17 protein-coding genes are annotated in these 24,814 nt (G+C 70.3%); 14 read left to right on the plus strand and 3 right to left on the minus strand.

The window, feature by feature from the left end; genetic code table 11:
* The first annotated feature begins 8 nt into the window (after positions 1 to 8).
* The 9 genes from ligA to ABT186_RS10545 all read left to right on the plus strand — a co-directional run bounded on the left by ligA (position 9) and on the right by ABT186_RS10545 (position 13,023).
* Positions 9 to 2,201 carry an NAD-dependent DNA ligase LigA gene (ligA, locus tag ABT186_RS10505; protein WP_351924499.1) on the plus strand — a complete coding sequence of 731 codons (2,193 nt, stop codon included), beginning with the start codon at positions 9 to 11 and terminating at the stop codon, positions 2,199 to 2,201.
* Positions 2,202 to 2,428: 227 nt separating this feature from the next.
* Positions 2,429 to 4,759: a putative bifunctional diguanylate cyclase/phosphodiesterase gene (locus ABT186_RS10510; protein WP_351228221.1), complete on the plus strand. Its 2,331-nt coding sequence runs from the start codon at positions 2,429 to 2,431 to the stop codon at positions 4,757 to 4,759.
* 1,037 nt (positions 4,760 to 5,796) lie between these two features.
* Positions 5,797 to 6,093: an Asp-tRNA(Asn)/Glu-tRNA(Gln) amidotransferase subunit GatC gene (gene gatC / locus ABT186_RS10515; RefSeq protein ID WP_351228219.1), complete on the plus strand. Its 297-nt coding sequence runs from the start codon at positions 5,797 to 5,799 to the stop codon at positions 6,091 to 6,093.
* Positions 6,094 to 6,099: 6 nt separating this feature from the next.
* Positions 6,100 to 7,602, plus strand: coding sequence for an Asp-tRNA(Asn)/Glu-tRNA(Gln) amidotransferase subunit GatA (gatA, locus tag ABT186_RS10520; RefSeq protein ID WP_351228217.1), 1,503 nt, complete (start codon positions 6,100 to 6,102; stop codon positions 7,600 to 7,602).
* A complete protein-coding gene (locus tag ABT186_RS10525; RefSeq protein ID WP_351228215.1) occupies positions 7,599 to 7,841 on the plus strand; it encodes a hypothetical protein in 243 nt (80 codons plus the stop codon). Before gatA ends, ABT186_RS10525 begins: the two co-directional genes overlap by 4 nt.
* A 15-nt stretch (positions 7,842 to 7,856) precedes the next feature.
* On the plus strand, positions 7,857 to 9,371 hold the full coding sequence (gatB, locus tag ABT186_RS10530; protein ID WP_351228213.1) for an Asp-tRNA(Asn)/Glu-tRNA(Gln) amidotransferase subunit GatB: 1,515 nt from the start codon (positions 7,857 to 7,859) through the stop codon (positions 9,369 to 9,371).
* A gap of 283 nt (positions 9,372 to 9,654) precedes the next feature.
* On the plus strand, positions 9,655 to 11,895 hold the full coding sequence (locus ABT186_RS10535; RefSeq protein WP_351924501.1) for an MMPL family transporter: 2,241 nt from the start codon (positions 9,655 to 9,657) through the stop codon (positions 11,893 to 11,895).
* Positions 11,873 to 12,448: a GNAT family N-acetyltransferase gene (locus ABT186_RS10540; RefSeq protein ID WP_351228209.1), complete on the plus strand. Its 576-nt coding sequence runs from the start codon at positions 11,873 to 11,875 to the stop codon at positions 12,446 to 12,448. Before ABT186_RS10535 ends, ABT186_RS10540 begins: the two co-directional genes overlap by 23 nt.
* Before the next feature lie 35 nt (positions 12,449 to 12,483).
* Positions 12,484 to 13,023, plus strand: coding sequence for a hypothetical protein (locus tag ABT186_RS10545; RefSeq protein ID WP_351228207.1), 540 nt, complete (start codon positions 12,484 to 12,486; stop codon positions 13,021 to 13,023).
* Between the two features lie 259 nt (positions 13,024 to 13,282).
* Here the strand turns inward: ABT186_RS10545 and ABT186_RS10550 are convergent, their stop codons facing one another.
* The 3 genes from ABT186_RS10550 to ABT186_RS10560 all read right to left on the minus strand — a co-directional run bounded on the left by ABT186_RS10550 (position 13,283) and on the right by ABT186_RS10560 (position 16,189).
* Positions 13,283 to 13,462, minus strand: coding sequence for a hypothetical protein (locus ABT186_RS10550; protein ID WP_351228206.1), 180 nt, complete (start codon positions 13,460 to 13,462; stop codon positions 13,283 to 13,285).
* Between the two features lie 148 nt (positions 13,463 to 13,610).
* Positions 13,611 to 14,759 (minus strand): PQQ-dependent sugar dehydrogenase, encoded by a 1,149-nt coding sequence (locus ABT186_RS10555; protein WP_351924503.1) that lies wholly within the window; start codon positions 14,757 to 14,759, stop codon positions 13,611 to 13,613.
* A 431-nt stretch (positions 14,760 to 15,190) separates the two neighbouring features.
* Positions 15,191 to 16,189: an aldo/keto reductase gene (locus ABT186_RS10560; RefSeq protein ID WP_351924505.1), complete on the minus strand. Its 999-nt coding sequence runs from the start codon at positions 16,187 to 16,189 to the stop codon at positions 15,191 to 15,193.
* Between the two features lie 75 nt (positions 16,190 to 16,264).
* Between ABT186_RS10560 and ABT186_RS10565 the strand changes: the two genes are divergently transcribed.
* From ABT186_RS10565 to ilvC, 5 genes are all read left to right on the plus strand, one after another.
* On the plus strand, positions 16,265 to 17,209 hold the full coding sequence (locus ABT186_RS10565; RefSeq protein ID WP_351228200.1) for a 2-hydroxyacid dehydrogenase: 945 nt from the start codon (positions 16,265 to 16,267) through the stop codon (positions 17,207 to 17,209).
* Between the two features lie 543 nt (positions 17,210 to 17,752).
* Positions 17,753 to 20,782, plus strand: a complete 3,030-nt coding sequence (locus tag ABT186_RS10570) for a putative bifunctional diguanylate cyclase/phosphodiesterase (RefSeq protein ID WP_351924507.1) — start codon at positions 17,753 to 17,755, stop codon at positions 20,780 to 20,782.
* Between the two features lie 249 nt (positions 20,783 to 21,031).
* Entirely contained in the window at positions 21,032 to 22,888 is a 1,857-nt protein-coding gene (locus ABT186_RS10575; RefSeq protein WP_351228196.1) for an acetolactate synthase large subunit, read from the plus strand.
* Between the two features lie 18 nt (positions 22,889 to 22,906).
* Positions 22,907 to 23,431: an acetolactate synthase small subunit gene (gene ilvN / locus ABT186_RS10580; RefSeq protein WP_046582646.1), complete on the plus strand. Its 525-nt coding sequence runs from the start codon at positions 22,907 to 22,909 to the stop codon at positions 23,429 to 23,431.
* A gap of 151 nt (positions 23,432 to 23,582) precedes the next feature.
* Positions 23,583 to 24,581 carry a ketol-acid reductoisomerase gene (gene ilvC / locus ABT186_RS10585; RefSeq protein WP_351228194.1) on the plus strand — a complete coding sequence of 333 codons (999 nt, stop codon included), beginning with the start codon at positions 23,583 to 23,585 and terminating at the stop codon, positions 24,579 to 24,581.
* Positions 24,582 to 24,814 lie beyond the last annotated feature (233 nt).

Genomic DNA, 24,814 nt, shown 5'->3' on the forward strand with positions numbered 1-24,814 from the left:
ACAACACGGTGGCCGGCGACAAGCAAGCGGAGACGACGGTGCCCGCCGAGGCGCGGGAGCAGCACGCGCAGCTCGCTGAGCAGATCGAGGAGCACCGCTTCCGGTACTACGTGAAGGACGCTCCCGTCATCAGCGACGCGGAGTTCGACCGGCTCCTGCGCTCCCTGGAGGCGCTGGAGGAGGAGTATCCCGGGCTGCGCACCCCCGACTCGCCGACCCAGAAGGTCGCGGGGGCGTACGAGACGGAGTTCACTGCCGTCGAGCACCGCGAACGCATGCTCTCCCTCGACAACGCCTTCGACGACGAGGAGCTCGCCGCCTGGGCCGACCGCGTCGCCAGGGAGGTGGGCACCTCCGAGTACCACTTCCTGTGCGAGCTGAAGGTCGACGGCCTCGCGGTCAACCTCACCTATGAGCACGGCCGCCTCACGCGCGCGGCGACCCGCGGCGACGGTCGCACCGGCGAGGACATCACCCCCAATGTCCGTACGATCGCGGATATTCCGGACCGCCTGAAGGGCGACCGTGTCCCGGACCTCGTGGAGATCCGCGGCGAGGTCTACTTCCCGATGGAGAAGTTCGAGGAGCTGAACGCCCGCCTGGTGGAGGGCGGCGACAAGCCCTTCGCCAACCCGCGCAACGCGGCGGCGGGTTCCCTGCGTCAGAAGGACCCGCGCATCACGGCCACCCGCCCGCTGCACATGGTCGTCCACGGCATCGGCGCCCTGGAGGGCTTCGAAGGCCTCACCCGCCTCTCCGAGGCGTACGACCTGCTGCACACCTGGGGCCTGCCCACCGCCAAGCACAACAGGGTGGTCGACGACCTCGACGGGGTACGGGAGTTCATCGCGTACTACGGCGAGCACCGTCACTCCGTGGAGCACGAGATCGACGGGGTGGTGGTGAAGCTCGACGAGATCCCGCTCCAGGGCCGCCTGGGCTCCACCTCACGCGCCCCGCGCTGGGCGATCGCGTACAAGTACGCGCCCGAGGAGGTCAACACCAAGCTCATCAACATCCGCGTGGGCGTGGGCCGTACGGGCAGGGTCACGCCGTACGCGCAGGTCGAGCCGGTCACGGTCGCGGGCTCGGAGGTCGAGTTCGCCACCCTGCACAATCAGGACGTGGTCAAGGCCAAGGGCGTGCTCATCGGCGACACGGTGGTGCTGCGCAAGGCCGGTGATGTCATCCCGGAGATCCTCGGCCCGGTCGTCGACCTGCGGGACGGCACGGAGCGCGAGTTCGTGATGCCGGCCGAGTGCCCCGAGTGCGGTACACCGCTGCGGCCCATGAAGGAGGGCGACGTCGACCTCCGCTGCCCGAACGCGCGTACGTGCCCGGCTCAGTTGCGTGAGCGCCTGTTCTACCTCGCGGGCCGCAAGTCGCTGGACATCGAGCACTTCGGATACGTGGCCGCCGCGGCCCTCACCAAGCCGTTGGAGCCCTCCGAGCCGCCGCTCAAGGATGAGGGCGACCTGTTCGACCTCACCGTCGAACAGCTGCTGCCCATCAAGGCGTACGTCCTGGACCAGGACAGCGGCCTGCCCAAGCGCGACCCGAAGACCGGCGAGGAGAAGATCGTCACGGTCTTCGCCAACCAGCAGGGCGAGCCCAAGAAGAACGCGATCGCGATGCTGGACAACATCGCGGCAGCCAAGGAACGCCCGCTCGCACGCATGCTCACCGGCCTGTCGATCCGTCACGTCGGCCCGGTGGCGGCGGAGGCGTTGGCCCGCGAGTTCCGCTCCATCGAGCGTATCGATCAGGCGACCGAGGAGGAGCTCAAGGACACCGACGGAGTCGGCCCGATCGTGGCCGCCGCGGTCAAGCAGTGGTTCGCCGAGGACTGGCACCGCGAAATCATCCGAAAGTGGAAGGCCGCGGGCGTCCGTATGGAGGAGGAGGGCTCCGCGGAGGACGAGGGACCGCGTCCGCTGGAGGGGCTCACGGTCGTCGTCACCGGCACCCTTGAACACTTCACTCGCGACGGCGCCAAAGAGGCGCTGCAGAGCCAGGGCGCGAAAGTGACCGGTTCGGTTTCGAAGAAGACATCGTTCGTCGTTGTGGGTGACAATCCCGGATCCAAATACGACAAAGCGATGCAGCTCAAGGTGCCTGTTCTCAACGAGGACGGTTTCGGTGTCCTGCTCGAGCAGGGACCGGAGGCGGCGGCCGAAGTCGCCCTTCCGATCGGGGAGTAGCGGTTGAAGGCCACCCGTTTGGCGCATACCAGATGCATACGGGTGGCCGGGGCGTATTCGGGCAACCGTCGACGACCGCTGCCCGTGGAAGCCTTCTGCGGCCTACTGTTGAGGTGTGCGCCTGCCGTGCCCGAACGCGTGGTGGGTTTTCAGACGCGGTGCCGTTGACGGTCTGTCGGGCATCGGGCCGCGTGGCGTGGGCACCGCCGGCTGTGAGAGGGACGGGAATGGAACCGACCGAGAGCGCCGCCCCGGACTCACGGCTGCGCCTGCGCCGGATATCCGGCGCCTGGCGTGCGGGCCGCCGGACAGCGCATTCGTCGGCGCGCGCGGGCGTGGACGACCGGAGCGCCGTGCCGGGGGCCCTTTCCGGCATGATGCCCGCGCCGGGAGGCGTCCCCGGCATTCCGGGCGCACCGAGGAGTGTCCCGGGCATCGGACCGGTACCGGGGGCCGCCCCCGGAGCCGGTCCGCTCGTCTCCGGGCCCGCCGCCCTGCTGACCGGCCCTGACAGCGAGCGGCACATGTCCTGGCCGGCGCTGCCCGCGGCGGTCGTCGCGGGCGCCGGGTTCGTCCTCGGCGCGGGCTTCTATCACGCGTTCGGCGGACACCACGCGCTCTTCCCGTCCGGCACCGTCGGCTGGTCCCTGGCCGTGCTCACCGGCATCATCGTCGGCCACCTCGTCGCGCTCGGCCGCGCCCGCTGGTGGGGCGGCACGGGCTCGGGCGCCGCTCTCACCCTCGCCGTCCTGCTGCTCTACGGCTGGGTGCCCGCCGGAATGGTCAGCCTCACCGTCGTCGTGCTGGTGGGCATAGCCCGGCTCGGCCGCTGGCGGCAGGGCATACTGCACGGCGCGGTCGACATCCTCGGCATCGGCGCCGCAGCGCTCGTCCTGGCCGTCTTCGGACGCGTCCCGACCGTCGAGGCGCCCTGGAATCCGCAGAGCTGGACCCTCTACGCCGCACCTCAGGTCGTTCTCGTCGCCACCGCGTATCTCGCGGTGACCCGGCTGCTGCTGTGGTACCTGCATGCGCCCCGCGCCGGCGGGCTGCCCACCGTCGCCCGTACGGCCCTGGTCCGGCACGGACTCGTCGCCGTCGCGCTGCTCGGTATCGCGCCGCTGGTCTGCGTGGTCGCCGCGGCCAAGCCCATCCTGCTGCCGCTGTTCTCCATCCCGCTCATCGCTCTCGACTCCACCCTGTGGATAGCCCGCGCCCGGGCCGAGGAGCAGTTGCGTGACCCGCTGACCGGGCTGCCCAACCGGCAGTGGCTGCTGGAGCGCACCTGGGCGGCGCTCGACGACGCCGAGCGGATCGGGGCGCGGTCCGCCCTGATGCTGATAGACCTCGACCGCTTCCGGTCGGTGAACGACACGCTCGGCCATCTCGCCGGGGACCGGCTGCTCCTGCAGATAGCAGAGCGGCTGAAGCTGGCGCTGCCGCGCGGGGCGGAGGCCGCGCGGCTCGGGGGCGACGAGTTCGCCGTGTTACTGCCCGTCGCGGACTCCACGACGTCCGCGTCCCGGGCGGCGCGCAACCTGGTCGCCGCGCTCAGCTCACCTCTTGACCTGGACGGGCTCACGCTCGTCCTGGAGGCCAGCGCCGGGGTCGCCGTCTTCCCCGACCACGCGCTCGACGCGGAGGGGCTGCTGCGGCGGGCGGACGTCGCGATGTACCAGGCGAAGCGGGACCGTACGGGCGTCGAGGTGTACGAGTCCAAGCGGGACTCGAACACGCCGGACCGGCTCGGGCTGCTGGGGGATCTGCGGCGCGCGCTGGATGCGCACGAGGTGGAGCTGCACTACCAGCCGAAGGTCCGCTTCGACGGACAGGTCGCCGGGCTGGAGGCGCTCGTACGGTGGGTGCATCCCGAGCGCGGGAAGGTTCCGCCGGACGAGTTCATCGCGATCGCGGAGTCGTCCGGGCTGATGCCGCACCTGACGGAGTACGTGCTGGAGACGGCGCTCGGGCAGGTGGCGCAGTGGCGGGCCCAGGGGCTGCGGGTGCCGGTGGCCGTGAACGTCTCGCCGCGGGACGTGCACACGCCGGGCTTCGCGGGGGCGGTGGCCGCGCGGCTGGCGCGGCACGGGGTGCCCGCGGGAGCGCTGCAGCTGGAGATAACGGAGCATGTGCTGCTGGAGGATCCGCAGCGGGCCGCGGACACGCTGGCCGGGCTGGCCGGGCACGGCGTGAAGATGTCGCTGGACGACTTCGGCACGGGGTACTCGTCGCTGGTGCATCTGCGACGGCTGCCGGTGAGCGAGCTGAAGATCGACCGCTCGTTCGTGGCGCGGCTGGCGGTGGACGCGGAGGACGCGGAGATCGTGCGCTGCACAGTGGACCTCGCGCACTCGCTGGGGCTGCTCGTCGTCGCGGAGGGGGTCGAGGACGACGAGACGTGGGAGCGCTTGCGCGACCTGGGGTGCGACGCGGTGCAGGGCTGGCTGGTCGCCGCGGCGATGCCTCCGGAGGAGACGACGGCGTGGCTGCGGGCACGGGGGGCGCGGGGGTGGCAGAGGTCCCGGGCGGCCTTGCCTGCGGCATCGGCCGAGGAGTAGTTCACGGCCGTGGCCGTCGGTCGGCTGCGGCCGGGTGGGCGGCTCATTTTTCCCACCCGCCCACGCGTGCGAGCCGTCCGTCGGGTGCGGGCCTTCCCGCGGGGGTGCACCGCCGTCGGCGACTGACCGTGCACGGCCCGACACGCCTGCGGCGCGTTGCCGCGCGACGGTTCGATGCGCTTGCGGCGGGGTTCCGGTGGGTCAGAGGCGCCGGGGCGGGTTTTCGTGGCGGTCGTGCTTGCGGTGGGTTCCCGCGGCGGTCTGACGTGCTTGCGGTGGGTTCCCGCGGGGCGGTCTGTCCTGCCTGCGGCTGGGTTCCTGCTCGGTGGCCCGATGCGCCTGCGGCGCGTTGCCGCGCGACGGTTCGATGCGCCTGCGGCGGGGTCCCGGTGGGTCAGAGGCGCCGCGGCGGGTTTTCGTGGCGGTCTGACGTGCTTGCGGTGGGTTCCCACGGCGCGGTCTGACATGCCTGCGGCGGGTTCCTGTGGGGAGGTCCGACGCGCCCGTGGCGGGTTCCCGCGGGGCGGTCCGATGCGCCTGCGCGGGTTCCCGCAGCGGTCTGACGCGCCTGCGGTGGGTTCCTGTGGGGTGGTCCGACGCGCCCGTGGCGGGTTCCCGCGGGGCGGTCCGATGCGCCTGCGCGGGTTCCCGCAGCGGTCTGACGCGCCTGCGGCGGGCTGTCGCGCGGCGGTCCGATGCACCTGTGGCGGGTTCCCGCGGAGCGGTCCGATCTGCCTGCTGCGCGTTTCCGCGGAGCAGTCCGAAGCGCTGCTGCGCGTTCCCGCGGAGCAGTCCGACGCGCGGCTGCGCGATCCCGGGCGTTGTGATTCCCCTGCTCACGCGCCCGAACCCGTGCCGGCCCAGCGGGGCCGTCCCGGTGTCCCGTTGGAGACCGTCCTGGCTCTCCCCGGAGCCCGAGGGTCCTGCCCTCGGAGCCCGTGGGGCGGGCGGCGACCGGCAAACCCAGGCGCAGGCATCCGCGGTCGCGCCATAGGATTGGGCGCAAACGACACACACTCACCCCAGAGGATCGCTGCATGCCTGGCATCACGCGCGAGGAGGTCGCCCACCTCGCCCGGCTGGCGCGTCTGGAGCTGAAGCCCGAAGAGCTCGAGCACTTCGCAGGCCAGCTCGACGACATCATCGGCGCGGTCGCCCGCGTCAGCGAGGTCGCCGACCAAGACGTACCGCCGACCTCTCACCCGCTGCCGCTGACCAATGTCATGCGCCAGGACGAGGTCCGTCCGTCGCTCACCCCCGAGCAGGCGCTGTCCGGCGCCCCGGCCCAGGAGCAGCAGCGTTTCAAGGTGCCGCAGATCCTGGGGGAGGAGTAGCCCGCCATGACGGACAAGAACAGCATCATCCGGCTCACCGCCGCCGAGACCGCCGAGAAGATCGCCTCCGGTGAGCTCACCGCCGTCGAGGTCACCGAGGCGCACCTCGCCCGGATCGAGGCCGTCGACGAGAAGGTGCACGCCTTCCTGCACGTCGACCGCGAGGGCGCGCTCGCCCAGGCCCGCGCCGTCGACGAGAAGCGGGAGCGCGGTGAGAAGCTCGGCCCGCTGGCCGGCGTACCGCTCGCGCTCAAGGACATCTTCACCACCGAGGGGATCCCGACCACCGTCGGTTCCAAGATCCTCGAGGGCTGGATCCCGCCGTACGACGCGACCCTCACCAAGAAGCTGAAGGCCGCCGACGTCGTCATTCTCGGCAAGACCAACATGGACGAGTTCGCCATGGGGTCCAGCACCGAGAACAGTGCGTTCGGGCCGACGGGCAACCCGTGGGACCTCACCCGCATCCCCGGCGGCTCCGGCGGCGGGTCCTCCGCCGCGCTCGCCTCCTTCCAGGCGCCCCTCGCCATCGGCACCGACACCGGCGGCTCCATCCGCCAGCCGGCCGCCGTCACCGGCACGGTCGGCGTCAAGCCGACGTACGGCGGTGTCTCCCGCTTCGGCATGGTCGCCTTCAGCAGCAGCCTCGACCAGGGCGGGCCCTGCGCCCGTACGGTCCTCGACGCGGCTCTGCTGCACGAGGTCATCGCCGGGCACGACCCGCTGGACTCCACCTCCATCGACGCGCCCGTACCGCCCGTTGTCGAGGCCGCCCGCAACGGCTCCGTCGAGGGCTTGCGCGTCGGTGTCGTCAAGCAGTTCCGCGGCGAGGGCTACCAGGCCGGTGTCCTGCAGCGCTTCGACGAGTCCGTCGCCCTCCTCAAGGAGCTGGGCGCCGAGATCGTCGAGCTGGACTGCCCCTCCTTCGACCTCGCGCTCGCCGCGTACTACCTGATCGCCCCGAGCGAGTGTTCGAGCAACCTCGCCCGCTTCGACGGTCTCCGCTACGGCCTGCGCGACGGCGACGACGGCTCGCACTCCGCCGAGGAGGTCACCTCCCTCACCCGTGCGGCGGGCTTCGGCCCCGAGGTCAAGCGCCGCATCATGCTCGGCACGTACGCGCTCAGCTCCGGCTACTACGACGCGTACTACGGCTCCGCCCAGAAGGTCCGTACGCTCATCACCCGCGACTTCGAGAAGTCGTTCGAGCAGGTGGATGTGATCGTGTCGCCCACGACCCCCACCACCGCCTTCCCGATCGGCGAGCGTGCCGACGACCCGATGGCGATGTACCTCGCGGACCTGTGCACCATCCCGGTCAACCTGGCCGGCAACGCCGCCATGTCACTGCCCTGCGGCCTTGCTCCGGAGGACAACCTCCCGGTCGGCCTGCAGATCATCGCCCCGGCGATGAAGGACGACCGGCTCTACAAGGTGGGCGCCGCCGTCGAGGCCGCCTTCGTGGAAAAGTGGGGCCACCCGCTGCTCGAGGAGGCTCCGTCGCTGTGAGTAAGGCACTGTCCAAGGCCAAGGGCTTCAAGAAGTCCAAGTCCGGTACGTACCTGTCCATCGCCACCACCGCGTTCGGTGCGATCGGTGTCGCGAAGCAGGTCAAGAAGGCCCGCCTCGAAAACGACACGCTGCGCCTGATCGACGCCGCGGTGTCCGCCGCCGCCATCGTCACCGGGCTCGCCATCCTCGTCCGGGAGCTGAAGCGGCTGGGCGACGACGACGTCCTGCTGGGCTGAGAGGGAAGTTTCACCGTGACCACTACGACCGACCTGGTGTCGTACGAGGACGCGCTGGCGTCGTACGACCCCGTCATGGGCCTCGAGGTCCATGTCGAACTCGGCACCAAGACCAAGATGTTCTGCGGCTGTTCCACGGCGCTCGGCGCCGAGCCGAACTCGCAGACCTGCCCCACCTGCCTCGGCCTGCCCGGCTCGCTCCCGGTCGTCAACGCGACCGGTGTGGAGTCCGCGGTCAGGATCGGTCTCGCCCTGAACTGCGAGATCGCCGAGTGGTGCCGCTTCGCCCGGAAGAACTACTTCTATCCGGACATGCCGAAGAACTTCCAGACCTCCCAGTACGACGAGCCGATCGCCTACAACGGCTACCTCGACGTGCAGCTGGAGGACGGCGAGACCTTCCGCGTGGAGATCGAGCGCGCCCACATGGAGGAGGACACCGGCAAGTCGACGCACGTCGGCGGTGCCACCGGCCGTATCCACGGCGCGCAGCACTCGCTGCTCGACTACAACCGCGCCGGCATCCCGCTGATCGAGATCGTCACCAAGCCGATCGTCGGTGCCGGCGAGCGCGCTCCCGAGGTGGCGAAGGCGTACGTCCGTGAGCTGCGCGAGCTCATCCGGGCGCTCGGCGTCTCCGAGGCCCGTATGGAGATGGGCCAGATGCGCTGCGACGTGAACCTGTCGCTGATGCCCAGGGGCAGCGACAAGTTCGGCACGCGGAGCGAGACCAAGAACGTCAACTCGCTGCGCTCGGTGGAGCGAGCGGCCCGCTTCGAGATCCAGCGCCACGCCGCCGTGCTCAGCGGCGGCGGCACGGTGATCCAGGAGACCCGTCACTTCCACGAGGACACGGGTTCGACGACCTCGGGCAGGGTGAAGGAAGAGGCCGAGGACTACCGGTACTTCCCCGAGCCGGACCTGGTGCCGGTCGCGCCCTCGCGCGAGTGGGTCGAGGAGTTGCGCGCCGGTCTGCCGGAGCTGCCCCTCGTGCGCCGCACCCGGCTGCTCGGGGAGTGGGGGATCTCCGCCACCGACATGCAGGCGATCCTCAACGCCGGTGCCCTGGACCCGATCGTCGCCACCATCGAGGCGGGTGCCGACGCGGCCTCCGCCCGCAAGTGGTGGATGGGCGAACTCGCCCGTAGCGCCAACGAGTCGGGCAAGGCCCTGGACGAGCTGGCCATCACGCCGGAACAGGTCGCCCGGGTCACCAGGCTGGTGGCCTCCGGCGATCTGAACGACAAGCTGGCCCGCCAGGTCATCGAGGGTGTTCTCGCGGGCGAGGGCACCCCGGACGAGGTCGTCGAGAAGCGCGGTCTGAAGGTTGTCTCCGACGAGGGCGCCCTGACCGCCGCCGTCGACGAGGCCATCGCCGGCAACCCGGCCATCGCGGACAAGATCCGCGGCGGCAAGGTCGCCGCGGCCGGCGCCCTGGTCGGCGCGGTCATGAAGGCCACCCGCGGCCAGGCCGACGCCGCCCGCGTCAAGGAGCTGATCCTGGAGAAGCTGGGCGTCGGCGAGGGCTGAGGAAAACCGTAAGGCCGAATGGAAAAACGGCCCCCAGGGGCGGTACATCGGAGGCGATGTACCGCCCCTGGGGGCATTTACATAAATCTTATGGGGCGACAGAGTTGCTGGGATTGTCCTGTGAATTGGATCCCACTCCTGTGAACAACCCCACGAAAGCGGCAAACGATCTTTTCCGGCTGCGAGAGTGTCAGGGATTGCTCATGCGTTCTTTGCGGGCTGTTCAGTTCCATTAGCGGCTGTTCCCGGTCAAAGATCCACGAATACCCCAGGGAGCACGTCCGTGGCAGCCCTTGCACGCTGGTGTGTCCGCCACCGCCTCGTCGCGGTACTGCTCTGGCTGATCGCCTTCGGCGGTGTCACTGCCGCCGCGGCCGTCACGGGCTCCGCGTACTCCAACAACTACGAGGCCCCCGGCACCGAGTCCGGCCGCGCCACCCAGCTGCTCCAGAAGGGCTTCCCCGGCCTCGCCGGCGACAGCGACACCGTCGTCTGGCACACCACCCCGGGCACCGTGCGCGCCGCCGACGTCGAGCAGACGATGACCCGCACCCTGGACCGGATCGCGAACCTGCGGGGCGTCGCCTCCGTCACCAGCCCCTACGAGGGCAGCCACAACGGCCAGATCAGCGGCGACGGCCGCACCGCGTACGCCACGGTCACCTTCAAGGAGCAGGCCGAGAACATCGGCAAGAGCGAGGCCCGGGCCGTCGTCGACACCGCCAAGGCCGCCGAGACCAAAGGGCTCAAAGTCGAGCTGGGCGGCAGCGCCATCGGCCTCACCGAGTCGCAGAGCGGGCACCTCGCCGAGGCCGTCGGCGTGATCGTCGCCGCCGTGGTCCTCTTCCTCGCCTTCGGCTCGCTCGCCGCCTCCCTGCTGCCGATCGCGACCGCGCTGATCGGAGTCGGCACCGCGTACTCCGGTATCGAACTGCTCGGGCACGCGATGACCGTCGCCGATTTCGCGCCCATGCTCGGCATGCTGATCGGGCTCGGCGTCGGCATCGACTACGCGCTGTTCATCGTGACCCGGCACCGCCGCAGTCTGAAACGCGGGGTACCGGTGACGGAGGCCGCCGTGGGCGCCGTCGCCACCACCGGACGGGCCGTGGTCTTCGCGGGCGCGACCGTGTGCATCGCGCTGCTCGGCATGCTGATCCTGCGGCTCGGCTTCCTCAACGGTGTCGCGATCGCCGCCTGCCTGACCGTCATCCTCACCGTCGCCGCCTCCGTGACCCTGCTGCCGGCCCTGCTCTCCTTCATCGGCCCGCGCGCCCTCAGCAGGCGCGAACGGCGCCGGCTGGCCGAGCACGGGCCGGAACCCGAGCTGCCGACCGGGCTCGCCGCGCGGTGGTCCGCGTTCGTGGAGCGCCATCCCAAGAAACTCGGCGCCGTCGCCCTGGCCGTCATGGCCCTGCTCGCGCTGCCCACGCTGTCGCTGCACCTGGGCACCTCCGACCAGGGCAACGACCCGAAGTCGTCGACCACCCGGCAGGCCTACGACCTCCTCGCCGACGGCTTGGGGCCCGGCGTCAACGGCCCGCTCACCCTCGTCACCCGCGTCGGCGGTGCCGAGGACAAGCTCGCGCTCGACAACCTCGACACAACGCTCGCGGCCACCAAGGGCGTCGCGTCGGTGACGCCGGTGACGTACGACAGCAGCGGCCAGACCGCCTACCTCACCGTCGTACCGGACTCCGCCCCGCAGTCCCAGCACACCAGCGACCTCGTGGACCGGCTGCGCTCCGAGGTGCTGCCGCGCGCCGAGCAGGGCACCACGCTCGACCTGTACGTCGGCGGGGTCACTGCCAGCTACGACGACTTCGCCGCCGTGATCGTCGGCAAGCTGCCGCTGTTCGTCGGCGTCGTGATCGGGCTGGGCTGTGTGCTGCTCCTGCTCGCCTTCCGGTCCCTCGGCATCCCGCTGAAGGCCGCCGCGATGAACGTCGCCGCTGTCGCCTCCGCCTTCGGCGTGGTCGTCGCGATCTTCCAGTGGGGCTGGGGGAGTGAGCTGCTGGGCCTCGGCCGGGCCGGGCCGATCGAGCCCTTCCTTCCCGTGATCATGGTTTCGGTGCTCTTCGGGCTGTCCATGGACTACCAGGTGTTCCTGGTCAGCCGCATGTACGAGGAGTGGCTGGAGACCGGCGACAACCGGCGGGCCGTCCGTGTCGGCCTCGCCGAGACCAGCCGGGTGATCAACTCGGCGGCCGTCATCATGATCTCCGTCTTCCTCGCCTTCGTGCTCAGCGGCGACCGTGTGATCGCCATGTTCGGCATCGCGCTCGCCTCGGCCGTCGCCCTCGACGCCTTCGTCCTGCGCACGCTCCTCGTCCCCGCCCTGATGCACATGCTCGGCGGCGCCAACTGGTGGCTGCCGTCCTGGCTGGAGCGCCGGCTGCCGCGGATCAGCATCGAGCCGCCCGAGTGCCGTGCGACGATTCCGGGGCAGGGCGCGACCGAGGACGCGCTGGTGGACGTACTGGTGAAGGAGCGGCAGCAGGATGTACGCGATATCCCTGGGTGACGACGGAGCCGAACTGCGTTCGCTGGAGCCGTGGCACGCCGAGGAGTTCCTGGCACACCTGGACCGCGGGCGGGACTTCATCACCGTGCACATCCCGTTCGGGGCGAACGCCACGGACGCCGACTCCGCCCGGGCGATCCTCCAGAGCTACGCCGACAAGCGCGCCGCGGACAACGGCAGCCTGCACGGGCTGTGGCTGGACGGGAAGCTGGTCGGCGGGGTGCTCTTCCGCGTCTTCGACGCCGAGGGCGGCAACTGTGAGGTCGGCTGCTGGCTGGAGCCCGCGGCGACCGGGCGGGGACTGATCACACGCGCGATGCGGGTCCTGATCGACTGGGCAATTGACGAGCGCGGCATCCACCGTGTGGAGTGGCACGCGTCGTCCGCCAACGAACCGAGCATCAAAGTGGCGCGGCGGCTGGGCATGAGCCGCGACGGCGTACTGCGGGAGAGCTATCTCTACCGCGGCGTGCGCCAGGACACCGAGGTGTGGTCGGTGCTCGCGCCCGAATGGCGGGCGGCACGCGCGCGTAGCGCCCGCGACGATCATTAAGAGACCTTTCAGACAGCGTCCGTACGGTGCGAGGCATGGAAACCAAGACAGTTGACAAGGCCGGGGCCGAGACCGGTGCCGAGGCGAAGAACGACGACGAGAAGGTGGAGGTCACCGAGGTCGAGGAGGCGGGCGAGGAGATCCTGGCCGGCGGCGGGTCCGACGAGACCGCGGAGGGTCCGTCCGGAGTGGGCCAGGGAGCCGGGGCGGTCGTCTCCGCCGGGCTCGGCGTCATCTCGCTGACCGGCAGCTGGGTCGGCACCGTGGCCTCCGCGCGCGAGACCCTCGTGGGCCAGCTGCAGACCTCGTCCACGGCGAGCGTCGCCAAGCAGATCAAGGCGGTGTACGGAGACGCCTGGCACACCACCGCGCTGTGGGGCGGCCTGTTCGCGCTGGCCGCGCTGATCGTGGGCGTCGTGGTGCTGGCCCGCCCGGCGTTCGGGGCACCCGGCAAGCCGCAGGCCGCGTGGATCAAGTCGGTCGCGTGGGGCGGTGTCGCGCTGGGCGTCATCGGCCTGCTGCTGGCCGCCCTCAAGTACACCGACATCCTGCTCGGGCTGCCGTCCGCCAGCTGACGCGGCGCAGGTCCTGAGGGTCTCAGGGCTTCCGGAGGATCCCTACGGAAGCCCTGAGACCCCCTCCGCGCGTCCAAGGCCCCGCCGGCCGCGGAAGATGCGGAACTCTCCCGATTTGACCTCCTCCGCCGCATTGAGGGCGTGGATTTTCCGCCTGTCGGTGGTCGCCATGAGTGGCGGACCACCGGCTTCGGGTGGGTTCCTGCTTCCTCCCCACCTCGGATGGGGGTTGTGCGCGCTGCCGGGCCTCCGCCCGGTCTTACGCCAGCTGCCGCCTGCGCGGGGCTGCCTTGTACTCGCAGAACGACAGGAACCGGGCGCAACCCGCGTCGTGCATGCTCTTGGCCGGAGGGCCGCGCGCCATGCCTCGCACGTTCAGGGTCTCCACGAGGACGGCTCGGTCCTCGCGCCGGCCCGGGCGGTCCTTGAGCGGCGTCACCGAAGAGGGTGCCGACGGCAGGTCGCGGCTCGTCCTTCGGGCCGGGCCGCTTACCGGCCTTCGAGTCCTCGTGCGCCTTCCACGCCTTGTCCAGGTCCCGCAGGGTCTGCTTGCCCAGCTCGGCGGCCTTGACTGAGCGTCCGGGCGGCTACTTCACTTCCACCTCCAGGATCCGGTCGTCGCTCCTCTGCGGCTTGCCCCGGCCGTCGGTGTTGCTCGTCGTCAGCCACAGCTTGTTCCCGCCGACCGAGACCACCGTACGGAGACGGCCGTAGGTGTCCGTCAGGAACGACTGCGGGGGCGCGGAAGCCTCGGTGCCCTTCAGGGGGATCCGCCACAGCTGCCGGCCGCGCAGGCCCGCCATCCAGATCGAGCCCCTGGCGTAGGCGATACCGCTGGGGGAGGCCTCGTCGGTGTGCCACTGGGCGATGGGGTTCTGGTATCTGGGGTCGGAAGACTTCCCCTCGGCGTCAGGCCAGCCGTAGTTGCCGCCCGGCTTGATCGCGTTCAGCTCGTCCCAGGTGTTCTGGCCGAACTCCGCCGCGAACAGCCGCTGTTTGTCGTCCCAGGCCAGGCCCTGGACGTTGCGGTGGCCGTAGGAGTACACGGGCGAGTTGCCGAAGGGGTTTCCGGGGGCCGGCTCGCCGTCGGGGGTGATACGCAGGATCTTGCCGCCGAGCGAGCCGCGGTCCTGGGCCAGAGCGCCATTGCCCGACTCGCCCGTGCCCGCGTACAGCATCCCGTCGGGGCCGAACGCGATCCGGCCGCCGTTGTGGATCATGCCCTTGGGGATGCCCCTGAAGACCGTGTCCGGAGCGCCCAGCTGCTCGCCGGCCGGCTTCTTCGCGTCGTACAGCATGCGGACGATGCGGTTGTCGGAATCCGTGGTGAGGTACGCGTAGACCAGATGGTCCGAGGCGTAGTCGGGGGAGAGGGCGATGCCCAGCAGGCCGCCCTCACCGGCGGCCGAGACACCGGGCACTCGGCCCAACTCCGTCTTCTGCCCGGTGTTCTCGTCGATCCGCGTGATCGTCCCGTCGTCCCGGGAGGAGACCAGCAGCCCGCCTTCGGGCAGCGGTGCGAGGCCCCAGGGCGTCTTGAGGTCCTGGGCGACCGTACGCACCACCCGGACCGATCCCTTGGCGGGCGGAGTCGGTTCGGCCGCCTGCCTGGAGGACGAGCCTCCTGGCGCCGCGCCGCTCACCGAGACGCTCCGGCCGCTGCCCGGCGCGTCCCCGCCGACCGAGGAGCAGCCGGCCGTCAGCACAAGGGCGGCCGCGGCCAACACGGACGTCACAGCTCGACGTGGCACGATCCAGGTCCCTTCGATGCGGGGCTTCTTCCCTTCCTACACCGCCCGAACCCGAGGGCCCGTGATCGACGACCGGGATTCCGCCGACCCAGGGCTTCCGGACCGGCCTGCGGCTCCCGAACCGGCCTGCGGTTTCCGGACCGGCCTACGGCTCCCGGACCGGCCTATGGCTTTCGACCGGCCTGCGGTTTCCGGACCGGCGTGTGGCTCCCGGACCGGCCTGCGGTTTCCGGACCGGCCTGCGGTTTCCGGACCGGCGTGTGGCTCCAGGACCGGCGTGTGGCTCCCGGACCGGCCTGCGGTTTCCGGACCGGCCTACGGCTCCCGGACCGGCCTATGGCTTTCGACCGGCCTGCGGTTTCCGGACCGGCCTACGGCTTTCAGGCCGGGACCGGCGGCCCGGAACCACCCCGCGCTCAGTCCCACGACCCCTGCGCCACCGGCAGTCCCGCCAGTTCCCTCAGGTCGTCCGGGGTCAGCCGGACTGCGGGCGCGCCCGCGTTCTCCGTGACCCAGCGCTCCCGCTTGGCGCCCGGTACCGGGACCACCTGACGTCCCTGTGCCAGGACCCAGGCCAGCGCCACCTGAGCGGGCGTGACGTCCTCGCCGTGCCGCCGGGCCACCCGGCGCAGTCCGGCCACGATCGGCTGGTTCGCCGCCATCATCTCGGCCGTGAAGCGAGGGTGGCGGGCGCGCAGGTCGTCCCGTTCGAAGCCCTCGCCCGGCGTCAGCGTGCCGGTCAGAAAGCCGTTGCCGAGCGGCATCGCCGCCAGGAAGCCGACCCCGCGCGCCGCGCACCACGGCAGCAGCACGTCCAGCGCCTCCGTCGACCACACCGACAGCTCGGCCTCCACCGCGCTCACGGGGAACACCTGTTGCACCCGCTCCAGCTGCCGAATCGTTGCGTCGTACAGCCGTGCCCCGGACCGCCGTGCGCCCCGTACGCCCATCGCGCACAGCCCCAGCGCCCGTACCTTCCCCGCCCGCACCAGCTCCGCCATCGCGCCCCAGGTCTCCTCGACGGGGACCTCCGGGTCCGCGCGGTGCAGCTGGTAGAGGTCGATGACGTCCGTCTGCAACCGGCGCAGCGAGGCGTCACAGGCGCGCTTCACATAGCCCGGGCGGCCGTTGGCCACGATGTGCTGGTCGCCCACCAGCAGACCGACCTTGGTCGACACGAACGCCTCGTCGCGCCGCTCCTTCAACACCCGGCCCACCAACAGCTCATTGGTGAACGGCCCGTACATATCGGCCGTGTCGAGCAGTGTCGCCCCCAGGTCGAGCGCCCGGTGCACCGTCCGCAGCGACTCGTCGCCCCGCTGCCGTAACCCGGAGTACGCCCAGCTCATCGGCATGCATCCGAGTCCTATGGCCCCCACTTCGAGCGTTGCCGCGCCGATCGTCCTGCGCTCCACCTGGCCGTATCCTCCCTTTCCTGGCACCCCAAACTAACCAATGCGGCGCCGGATCCTTCGCATAGCCTCCTGGCCATGACTGACGAGGTGTGGCTTCCGTTCCGTCCCGACCAGATAGAAGGCCTTCCAGAGGGCCTCGGTTACCGATTCTGGGACGGGGACCAGGAGTTCCCCGCGGACCCCGCGGACTGTGCGTTCTATGTAGTGCCCTATATGAAGAGCAGTGAGATCGCGGTGCGCCCCATGTCCGCGATGACGTCCGTCCGGGTCGTGCAGACGCTCTCCGCCGGTGTCGACCATGTCCAGCCGGGCCTCGGACTGCTGCCCCCGGGCGTGCGGTTGTGCAACGCGCGCGGGGTGCACGACGCGAGCACCGCCGAACACGCGCTGACCCTGATCCTCGCCTCCCTGCGCGGCATCCCCGACTTCGTCCGGGGACAGGAGCGCGAGGAGTGGCGCTCCGGGTTCCGTCCGGCGCTCGCCGACAAGTCCGTCCTCATCGTCGGATACGGGTCCGTGGGCGCCGCCATCGAGGACCGGCTCGCGCCGTTCGAGCTCGCGCGGGTGGCGCGCGTCGCGCGCCATGAGCGGGACACGGCGCGCGGCCTTGTGCATCCCGTCTCCCGATTGTCGGAACTTCTTCCCGGCGCCGATGTCGTGGTGCTCGTCACACCGCTCACACAGGAGACGAAAGGCCTGGTCAACGCGGACTTCCTGACCCGGATGAAGGACGGGGCGCTGCTCGTCAACGTGGCGCGCGGCGGGGTCGTCGACACCAAGGCGCTGCTGGCCGAGCTGGAGACCGGTCGTATCAGGGCCGCCCTGGATGTCACCGACCCCGAACCGCTGCCCGCGGGACACCCCCTGTGGCATGCGCCGGGTGTGTTGATCAGCCCTCATGTCGGCGGTCCCACCTCGGCGTTCTGGCCCCGCGCCAAGCGCCTCCTGAGCGCCCAGCTGAACCGTTTCGCGCTGGGAGAACCGATGGAGAACGTGATACTGACGACCGGCGCACCCTAGCCGCAGGGGGCGCGCGCGGCGGGGAAGGGCCACTTGCGCGGGAGGCCCCCAGGGCACACGATTCGAGCCAACCCCGCCGCCCGCGTACGCGTCCAAAGGGGGTCGCACAACCGGCGCGCGTGTCGTCTCCCGTTTGCTCCCAATCCGCTTCCGGCACACTCCGCAGTCCCTCGTAAGCGCTACGTGCCCACATCTGCGCTGGTCGTCACGGAGCGTAGAGGAACTATGTCCCTGAGTGACGAGACTGGTGTATCGTCCCGACAGGGGCAGCGCCGCGCACCGTTCGGCGCCGGGGATGGAACTTTCAGACATGCGAGGGGGGCGACGGGCGATGCACGGCCTATGGACGAACGATCCGACGCGGCGGGGCCGCGGGCGGCGACCCTGGCGAACCGCGACGCGCAGACGCGGCCATGGCGATCATGGCGGCCATGGCGGTCAGTCCGGTCATCACCACCGCCGGCACAGCGGCCGCAAGAGGCATGCGCACCCAGCGCGCCGGGCCCAGCGGGACCCGGCAGCGCCCCGGACCGGGAGGGCCCGGTGAGCTCCCCCGGAGCGCTGTCGGCCCGCCGTCCGGTGTCCGGCGGCAGGACGAGCCTGGTTCCGCAGATCGTCCTGGCCCTGGTGTGCGGGGGATATGTCGTCGGTTCCGCGCTCGGCTGGGGCTCGCGGAGCGTCGCCCTCTTCATGGGTGACTTCGGACTGAGCGGCGCGGCGGGTACCGCGGCGGTCTCCTGCCTGCTCTACGCGCGCAGCCGACGCACCCGCTTTCGACCCGCCTGGCTGCTGTTCGCCCTCTCCTCCGCCATGGCGGCGCTGGGCAACGGGGTCTGGGGCTGGTACGAGATCGTCCTCGACCGTCCCGTCCCGTCGCCGAGCTGCGCCGACCTTTTCTTCCTCTGCTTCGCTCCGCCCGCCATCGTAGGACTGCTCGTGCTCGCCAAAAGGCCCGTCACCAAGGCGGGTTGGGTATGCCTCGCGCTCGACGCGTGGCTCATCGGCGGCTCACTGCTCACACTGTCGTGGAGTCTCGCGCTCGCCCAGGCCGCCAAGTTCGACGGGCCGAGCGTCGCGCACACCGCGCTCTCGCTCGCGTACCCGCTCCTGGACATCGCCCTGATCAGCATGGTGCTGGCACTGCACTTCCGGCGCTCGGCAGTGAACCGCTCCGCGGTCAACACCGCCGTCGGCGCGCTCGCGCTGACCGTGATGTGCGATGCCCTGTTCACCTCACCGATGCTGCACAACAGCTACCACTCGGGCCAGCTGCTGGACGCGGGCTGGTTCTCCGGCTCGCTGCTGCTCGCGTACGCCCCCTGGGTCGGGCCCAAGAACGGGCAGCCGGGCGAGGACGGGCACGCGCGCGTGGTGCACGAACACGTACCGGCGCAGCGGCAGCCGGAACCACAGGGAACGGCCCACGAGGGAGGGCACGCGCACGTGCTCGCCCCGGACCAGGCCCCCGGGCTCCCGCAGCAGCCGGCCCACGACCGTCACCCGGCCGGACTGCAGGACACCGACCGCGACCGGTACCCGGCCACGCGCCCGATCTCCGGGTCCCTGGCCGCGCTCACCCCCTACCTGGCCGCCGCCGTCTGCACGCTGGGGATCCTCTACAACGTCCTCAACGGCCACAGCGTCGACCGCGTGGTGCTCATCACCGCGGGCGCCGTGGTGCTCGCGCTCGTCGTGCGCCAGGGCATCATGCTGCTCGACAACATCACCCTCACCCAGGAACTCGCACAGAAGGAGAACCACTTCCGTTCCCTGGTGCAGGGCTCCAGCGACGTCATCATGATCGCCGCGCCCAACGGCATCCTCAGGTACGTCTCCCCGGCCGCCGTCGGCGTCTACGGGCGGCCCGCCGAGGAGCTCGTCGGATCCGAACTCGCCGCGCTCATCCACCCGGAGGACCTGGGCTGCGTGGTGCACGAAGTGCGCCGCTTCCTCGCCGCCAGCCACACCGAGGAACCCACCACCCGCATCGAGTGCCGCTTCCGGTCCGGCGACGGCGGCTGGCTCAACGTCGAGTCCACCGTCAACCGCCACCACGGCGGTCTCATCTTCAACAGCCGGGACGTCACCGAACGGGTGCGCCTGCAGGCACAGCTGCAGCACAACGCCGAGCACGACCCGCTCACCGACCTGCCCAACCGCGCCCTGTTCACCAAGCGCGTACAGCAGGCGCTGTCCGGCCGTCGTGCCTCCGACCGCGGTGCCGCCCTCCGTGGCACGGCCGTCCTCTTCATCGACCTCGACGGCTTCAAGGCCGTCAACGACACGATCGGGCATCAGGCCGGGGACGAGCTTCTTGTCCAGGCCGCCCGCAGACTGCAGGACTCGGTCCGGCAGGGCGACACCGCCGCCCGCCTGGGCGGTGACGAGTTCGCGGCCCTGATCGTCGGCGACGGCACCCGTGACCGCACCGCGCGCGAGGGCCACATCCTGGAGCTCGCCGACCGCCTCCGGATCACCCTCTCGCAGCCGTACGACATCGACGGCAACGATGTCCGGGTGGCCGCATCCATTGGAGTGGCCTTCGCCGAACCGGGCCTGGGCGCCGGCGAGCTGCTGCGCAACGCCGACCTTGCCATGTACAGAGCCAAGGCTGCGGGCAAGGGCCGCGTCGAGCTGTACGCCCCCCAGATGCAGCAGGACGTCGTACGGAAGACCGAGCTGGCCACCCGGCTGCGGGCCGCACTGCACGACGGCGAGTTCACCCTGCTGCACCAACCCGTGGTGTCACTGGAGGATGGCCGGATCGCATCGGTCAGCGCCCAGGCCCGCTGGCGCTCCTCCCAGGGCGTGCTCTTCACACCCACGGAGTTCCTGAGGGTCTCCGAGGACAGCGACAAGGCCGCGGAGCTGGGCCGCTGGATGCTGGAGGAGGCCGTCGAACAGGCCGCCGAGCGCGCCGCGGCCGGACTCGCCGTGTCCGTCGCCGTCCGGATGAGCGCCCGCCGGCTTCTGGACCGCTCGGGGCCCCTCGGCTCCGTCGAGGCCCTGCTCACCCGGCACGGCCTGGCCTCGGGCGCCTTGATGATCGAGCTGTCCGACACCGACCCGCGGGTCTCCCTGGACGAGCTGGAGCGCAGACTCAGCGCCCTGCACAGGATCGGAGTCCGTATCGCCCTGGACGGCCTCGGCAGCGGCTACGCGGCCATCACGGCGCTGCGCCGGCTCCCCGTCGACGTACTGAAACTCGACCGAAGTCTTGTCGAGGGGGTCGTCGAGTCCGCACGGTTGCATAAGATCACCAGTGGGCTGCTGCGCATCGCCACCGATCTGGGCCTGCAGTCGGTCGCCGACGGCGTGGACCTGCCCGAGCAGGTCGTCGCCCTGCGTGCGATGGGCTGCACCCACGGCCAGGGCATGGCATTCTCCGGGCCGCTCGACGAATACCGGCTGCGCCGGGCGCTGACTTCCGGCCAATATCCGGTTCCGCACGGCCCGGTCGAGCCGGCGTTCGCGGGCGGCGGCGCGGGGGTGTACACCAGTGGCGTGCCTGCCGTTTTCGGAGGCGGAACGGCCCTACGCTCACATAATGAGACTCCCGTCCCACCCACTTGACAGTGATGGCGTGCCGGGGGGAGGGTCAGTGCCATGCGCACCCGAATTCTCGTACTTGGACAGCGCGTCGGCTGAAGCTGGGACCCACCGGAAATGGACCGGAACCCTCAGCGAACCCCACCGGCGCGCTCCCCTCGCTTGCCTTACGGCACGAGGGGTTTTTTGTTGCACGGGCACGAGCCGTCCTCGGCCTGAGCACGAACCGAACGCCGTACAAACCTCGCATAAACCCTCAGCATCGAGAAGAGAATGCCGATGACCGAGCAGGCCACCGGGGCCCACCATCCGCAGCCGCGGCCCCGATCCGGAGGACAGCAGTCCGCGCCCGAACACGTCACGGGTGCGCAGTCCCTCATCCGCTCTCTCGAGGAGGTCGGCGCCGAGACGGTATTCGGGATTCCCGGCGGTGCGATCCTTCCGGCGTACGACCCTCTGATGGACTCCACCAGGGTCCGCCATGTGCTGGTGCGGCACGAGCAGGGCGCGGGCCACGCGGCCACCGGCTACGCGCAGGCCACCGGCAAGGTCGGCGTCTGCATGGCGACGTCGGGCCCCGGAGCCACCAACCTGGTGACCCCGATCGCCGACGCCCACATGGACTCGGTGCCGCTGGTCGCGATCACCGGTCAGGTCGCCTCCAAGGCGATCGGCACGGACGCCTTCCAGGAGGCGGACATCGTCGGCATCACCATGCCGATCACCAAGCACAACTTCCTGGTGACCAAGGCCGAGGACATCCCCCGGACGATCGCGGAGGCCTTCCACATCGCCTCCACCGGCCGCCCGGGCCCGGTCCTCGTCGACATCGCCAAGGACGCCCTCCAGGCGCAGACCACCTTCAGCTGGCCGCCCGTCACGGACCTGCCCGGCTACCGCCCGGTGACCAAGCCGCACGCCAAGCAGATCCGCGAGGCCGCCAAGCTGATCACCGCTGCCAAGAGGCCCGTCCTCTACGTCGGAGGCGGCGTCCTCAAGGCGCACGCCACCGCCGAGCTGAAGGTCCTCGCGGAACTCACCGGAGCGCCCGTCACCACCACCCTGATGGCGCTCGGCGCATTCCCCGACAGCCACCCGCTCCACGTGGGAATGCCGGGCATGCACGGTTCGGTCACCGCCGTCACCGCGCTGCAGAAGGCCGACCTGATCGTCGCCCTCGGAGCCCGCTTCGACGACCGCGTCACGGGCAAGCTGGACAGCTTCGCCCCCTACGCCAAGATCGTCCACGCCGATATCGACCCGGCCGAGATCGGCAAGAACCGCGCCGCCGACGTGCCGATCGTCGGTGACGCCCGCGAGGTCATCGCCGACCTGATCCAGGCCGTGCAGAAGGAACACAGCGAGGGCCACAAGGGCGATTACACCGCCTGGTGGAACGACCTGAACCGCTGGCGCGAGACCTACCCCCTGGGCTACGACCTGCCCGAGGACGGCACGCTCTCCCCGCAGCAGGTCATCGAGCGCATCGGACAGCTCGCGCCCGCGAGCACGATCTTCGCGGCGGGCGTCGGCCAGCACCAGATGTGGGCCGCGCACTTCATCCAATACGAGAAGCCTGCCACCTGGCTGAACTCCGGCGGCGCCGGAACCATGGGCTACGCGGTTCCGGCCGCGATGGGCGCGAAGGCCGGCGCCCCGGACCGTACGGTCTGGGCGATCGACGGCGACGGCTGCTTCCAGATGACCAACCAGGAACTGACCACCTGCGCCCTGAACAACATCCCGATCAAGGTCGCCATCATCAACAACGGCGCCCTCGGGATGGTCCGCCAGTGGCAGACCCTCTTCTACAACCAGCGGTACTCCAACACCGTGCTGCACTCGGGCCCCGAGGCGGACGGCAAGCAACCGAGCGCCGGTACCCGCGTCCCCGACTTCGTGAAGCTGTCGGAGGCCATGGGCTGCTACGCGATCCGCTGCGAGTCGCCGGACGACCTCGACAAGGTCATCGAAGAGGCGAACTCCATCAACGACCGCCCGGTCGTCATCGACTTCATCGTGCACGAGGACGCGATGGTGTGGCCGATGGTCGCCGCCGGCACCTCCAACGACGAGATCATGGCCGCCCGGGACGTCCGCCCCGACTTCGGCGACAACGAAGACGACTGAGAGAGCTGAGTGAGAACCATGTCCAAGCACACCCTCTCGGTCCTCGTCGAGAACACGCCCGGCATCCTCGCCCGGATCGCCGCCCTGTTCTCCCGCCGCGGCTTCAACATCGACTCGCTCGCGGTCGGTGTCACCGAGCACCCCGACATCTCCCGCATCACCATCGTGGTGAACGTCGAGGACCTGCCGCTCGAACAGGTCACCAAGCAGCTCAACAAGCTCGTCAATGTGCTGAAGATCGTCGAGCTGGAGCCGGCGCAGGCCGTTCAGCGGGAACTCGTTCTGGTGAAGGTCCGAGCCGACAACGAGACGCGCTCCCAGATCGTCGAGATCGTCCAGCTGTTCCGCGCCAAGACCGTCGACGTCTCCCCGGAGGCCGTCACCATCGAGGCCACCGGCAGCAGCGACAAGCTTTCGGCCATGCTCAAGATGCTGGAGCCGTTCGGCATCAAGGAGCTGGTGCAGTCCGGCACGATCGCGATCGGCCGCGGCGCCCGTTCGATCACGGACCGCTCCCTGCGCGCCCTCGACCGGTCCGCGTAGCGCACGTAGTAGGACTCGTAGAGATTCCGAACGACCGGAAACGGGCGGCCGGTCACCGGCCGGCCGCCCGAATTCCGAGACCCCGAGACTTCCCTTCCCCTCACCGTCATACGGTGGGACGCAACACCGCACACCAAGGAGAGAACCCAAAGTGGCCGAGCTGTTCTACGACGCTGACGCCGACCTGTCCATCATCCAGGGCCGCAAGGTCGCGGTCATCGGCTACGGCAGCCAGGGCCACGCCCACGCGCTGTCGCTGCGTGACTCGGGCGTCGACGTGCGCGTCGGTCTGCACGAGGGCTCCAAGTCCAAGGCGAAGGCCGAGGAGCAGGGTCTGCGCGTGGTGAGCCCGGCGGAGGCCGCCGCCGAGGCCGACGTCATCATGATCCTCATCCCGGACCCCATCCAGGCCCAGGTCTACGAGGAGTCCATCGCCCCGAACCTGAAGGACGGCGACGCGCTGTTCTTCGCCCACGGCTTCAACATCCGCTTCGGCTTCATCAAGCCCCCGGCCGGCGCGGACGTCGCCCTGGTCGCCCCGAAGGGCCCGGGCCACCTGGTTCGCCGCCAGTACGAGGAGGGCCGCGGCGTTCCGGCGATCGCCGCCGTCGAGCAGGACGCCACGGGCAACGCCTTCGCGCTGGCCCTGTCGTACGCCAAGGCCATCGGCGGTACCCGCGCCGGCGTCATCAAGACGACCTTCACCGAGGAGACCGAGACCGACCTCTTCGGCGAGCAGGCCGTGCTGTGCGGTGGCACCTCCGCGCTGGTCAAGGCCGGCTTCGAGACCCTGGTCGAGGCGGGCTACCAGCCGGAGATCGCCTACTTCGAGTGCCTGCACGAGCTGAAGCTGATCGTCGACCTCATGTACGAGGGCGGCCTGGAGAAGATGCGCTGGTCCGTCTCCGAGACCGCCGAGTGGGGCGACTACGTCACCGGCCCGCGCATCATCACGGACGCCACCAAGGCCGAGATGAAGCAGGTCCTCGCGGAGATCCAGGACGGCACGTTCGCCCAGAACTGGATGGACGAGTACCACGGCGGTCTGAAGAAGTACAACGAGTACAAGCAGCAGGACTCCGAGCACCTGCTGGAGACCACCGGCAAGCAGCTGCGCAAGCTGATGAGCTGGGTCAACGAGGAGGCGTAAGCCTTATGGTCGAGGGGCCGGAGCGTTTCGTTCCGGCCCCTTCGGCGAACCGTGGGTAACGCCAGGAAGCAGGCGTTGTCCAGCCCGTCCACCACGGACGGGTGATCCTTCCGCAGCGGCGTAAAACGATACGCGCGACGCCACTACACTGCTGCACAACAATCGCGTCAGGCCCACAGCGTCGTGCGTCTTCCACGCGGCTAGCAACCCTCCACCGCCTGCGGCCGTCGGGA

This window comes from Streptomyces sp. NPDC001634, assembly GCF_040298185.1.
Classification (GTDB): domain Bacteria; phylum Actinomycetota; class Actinomycetes; order Streptomycetales; family Streptomycetaceae; genus Streptomyces.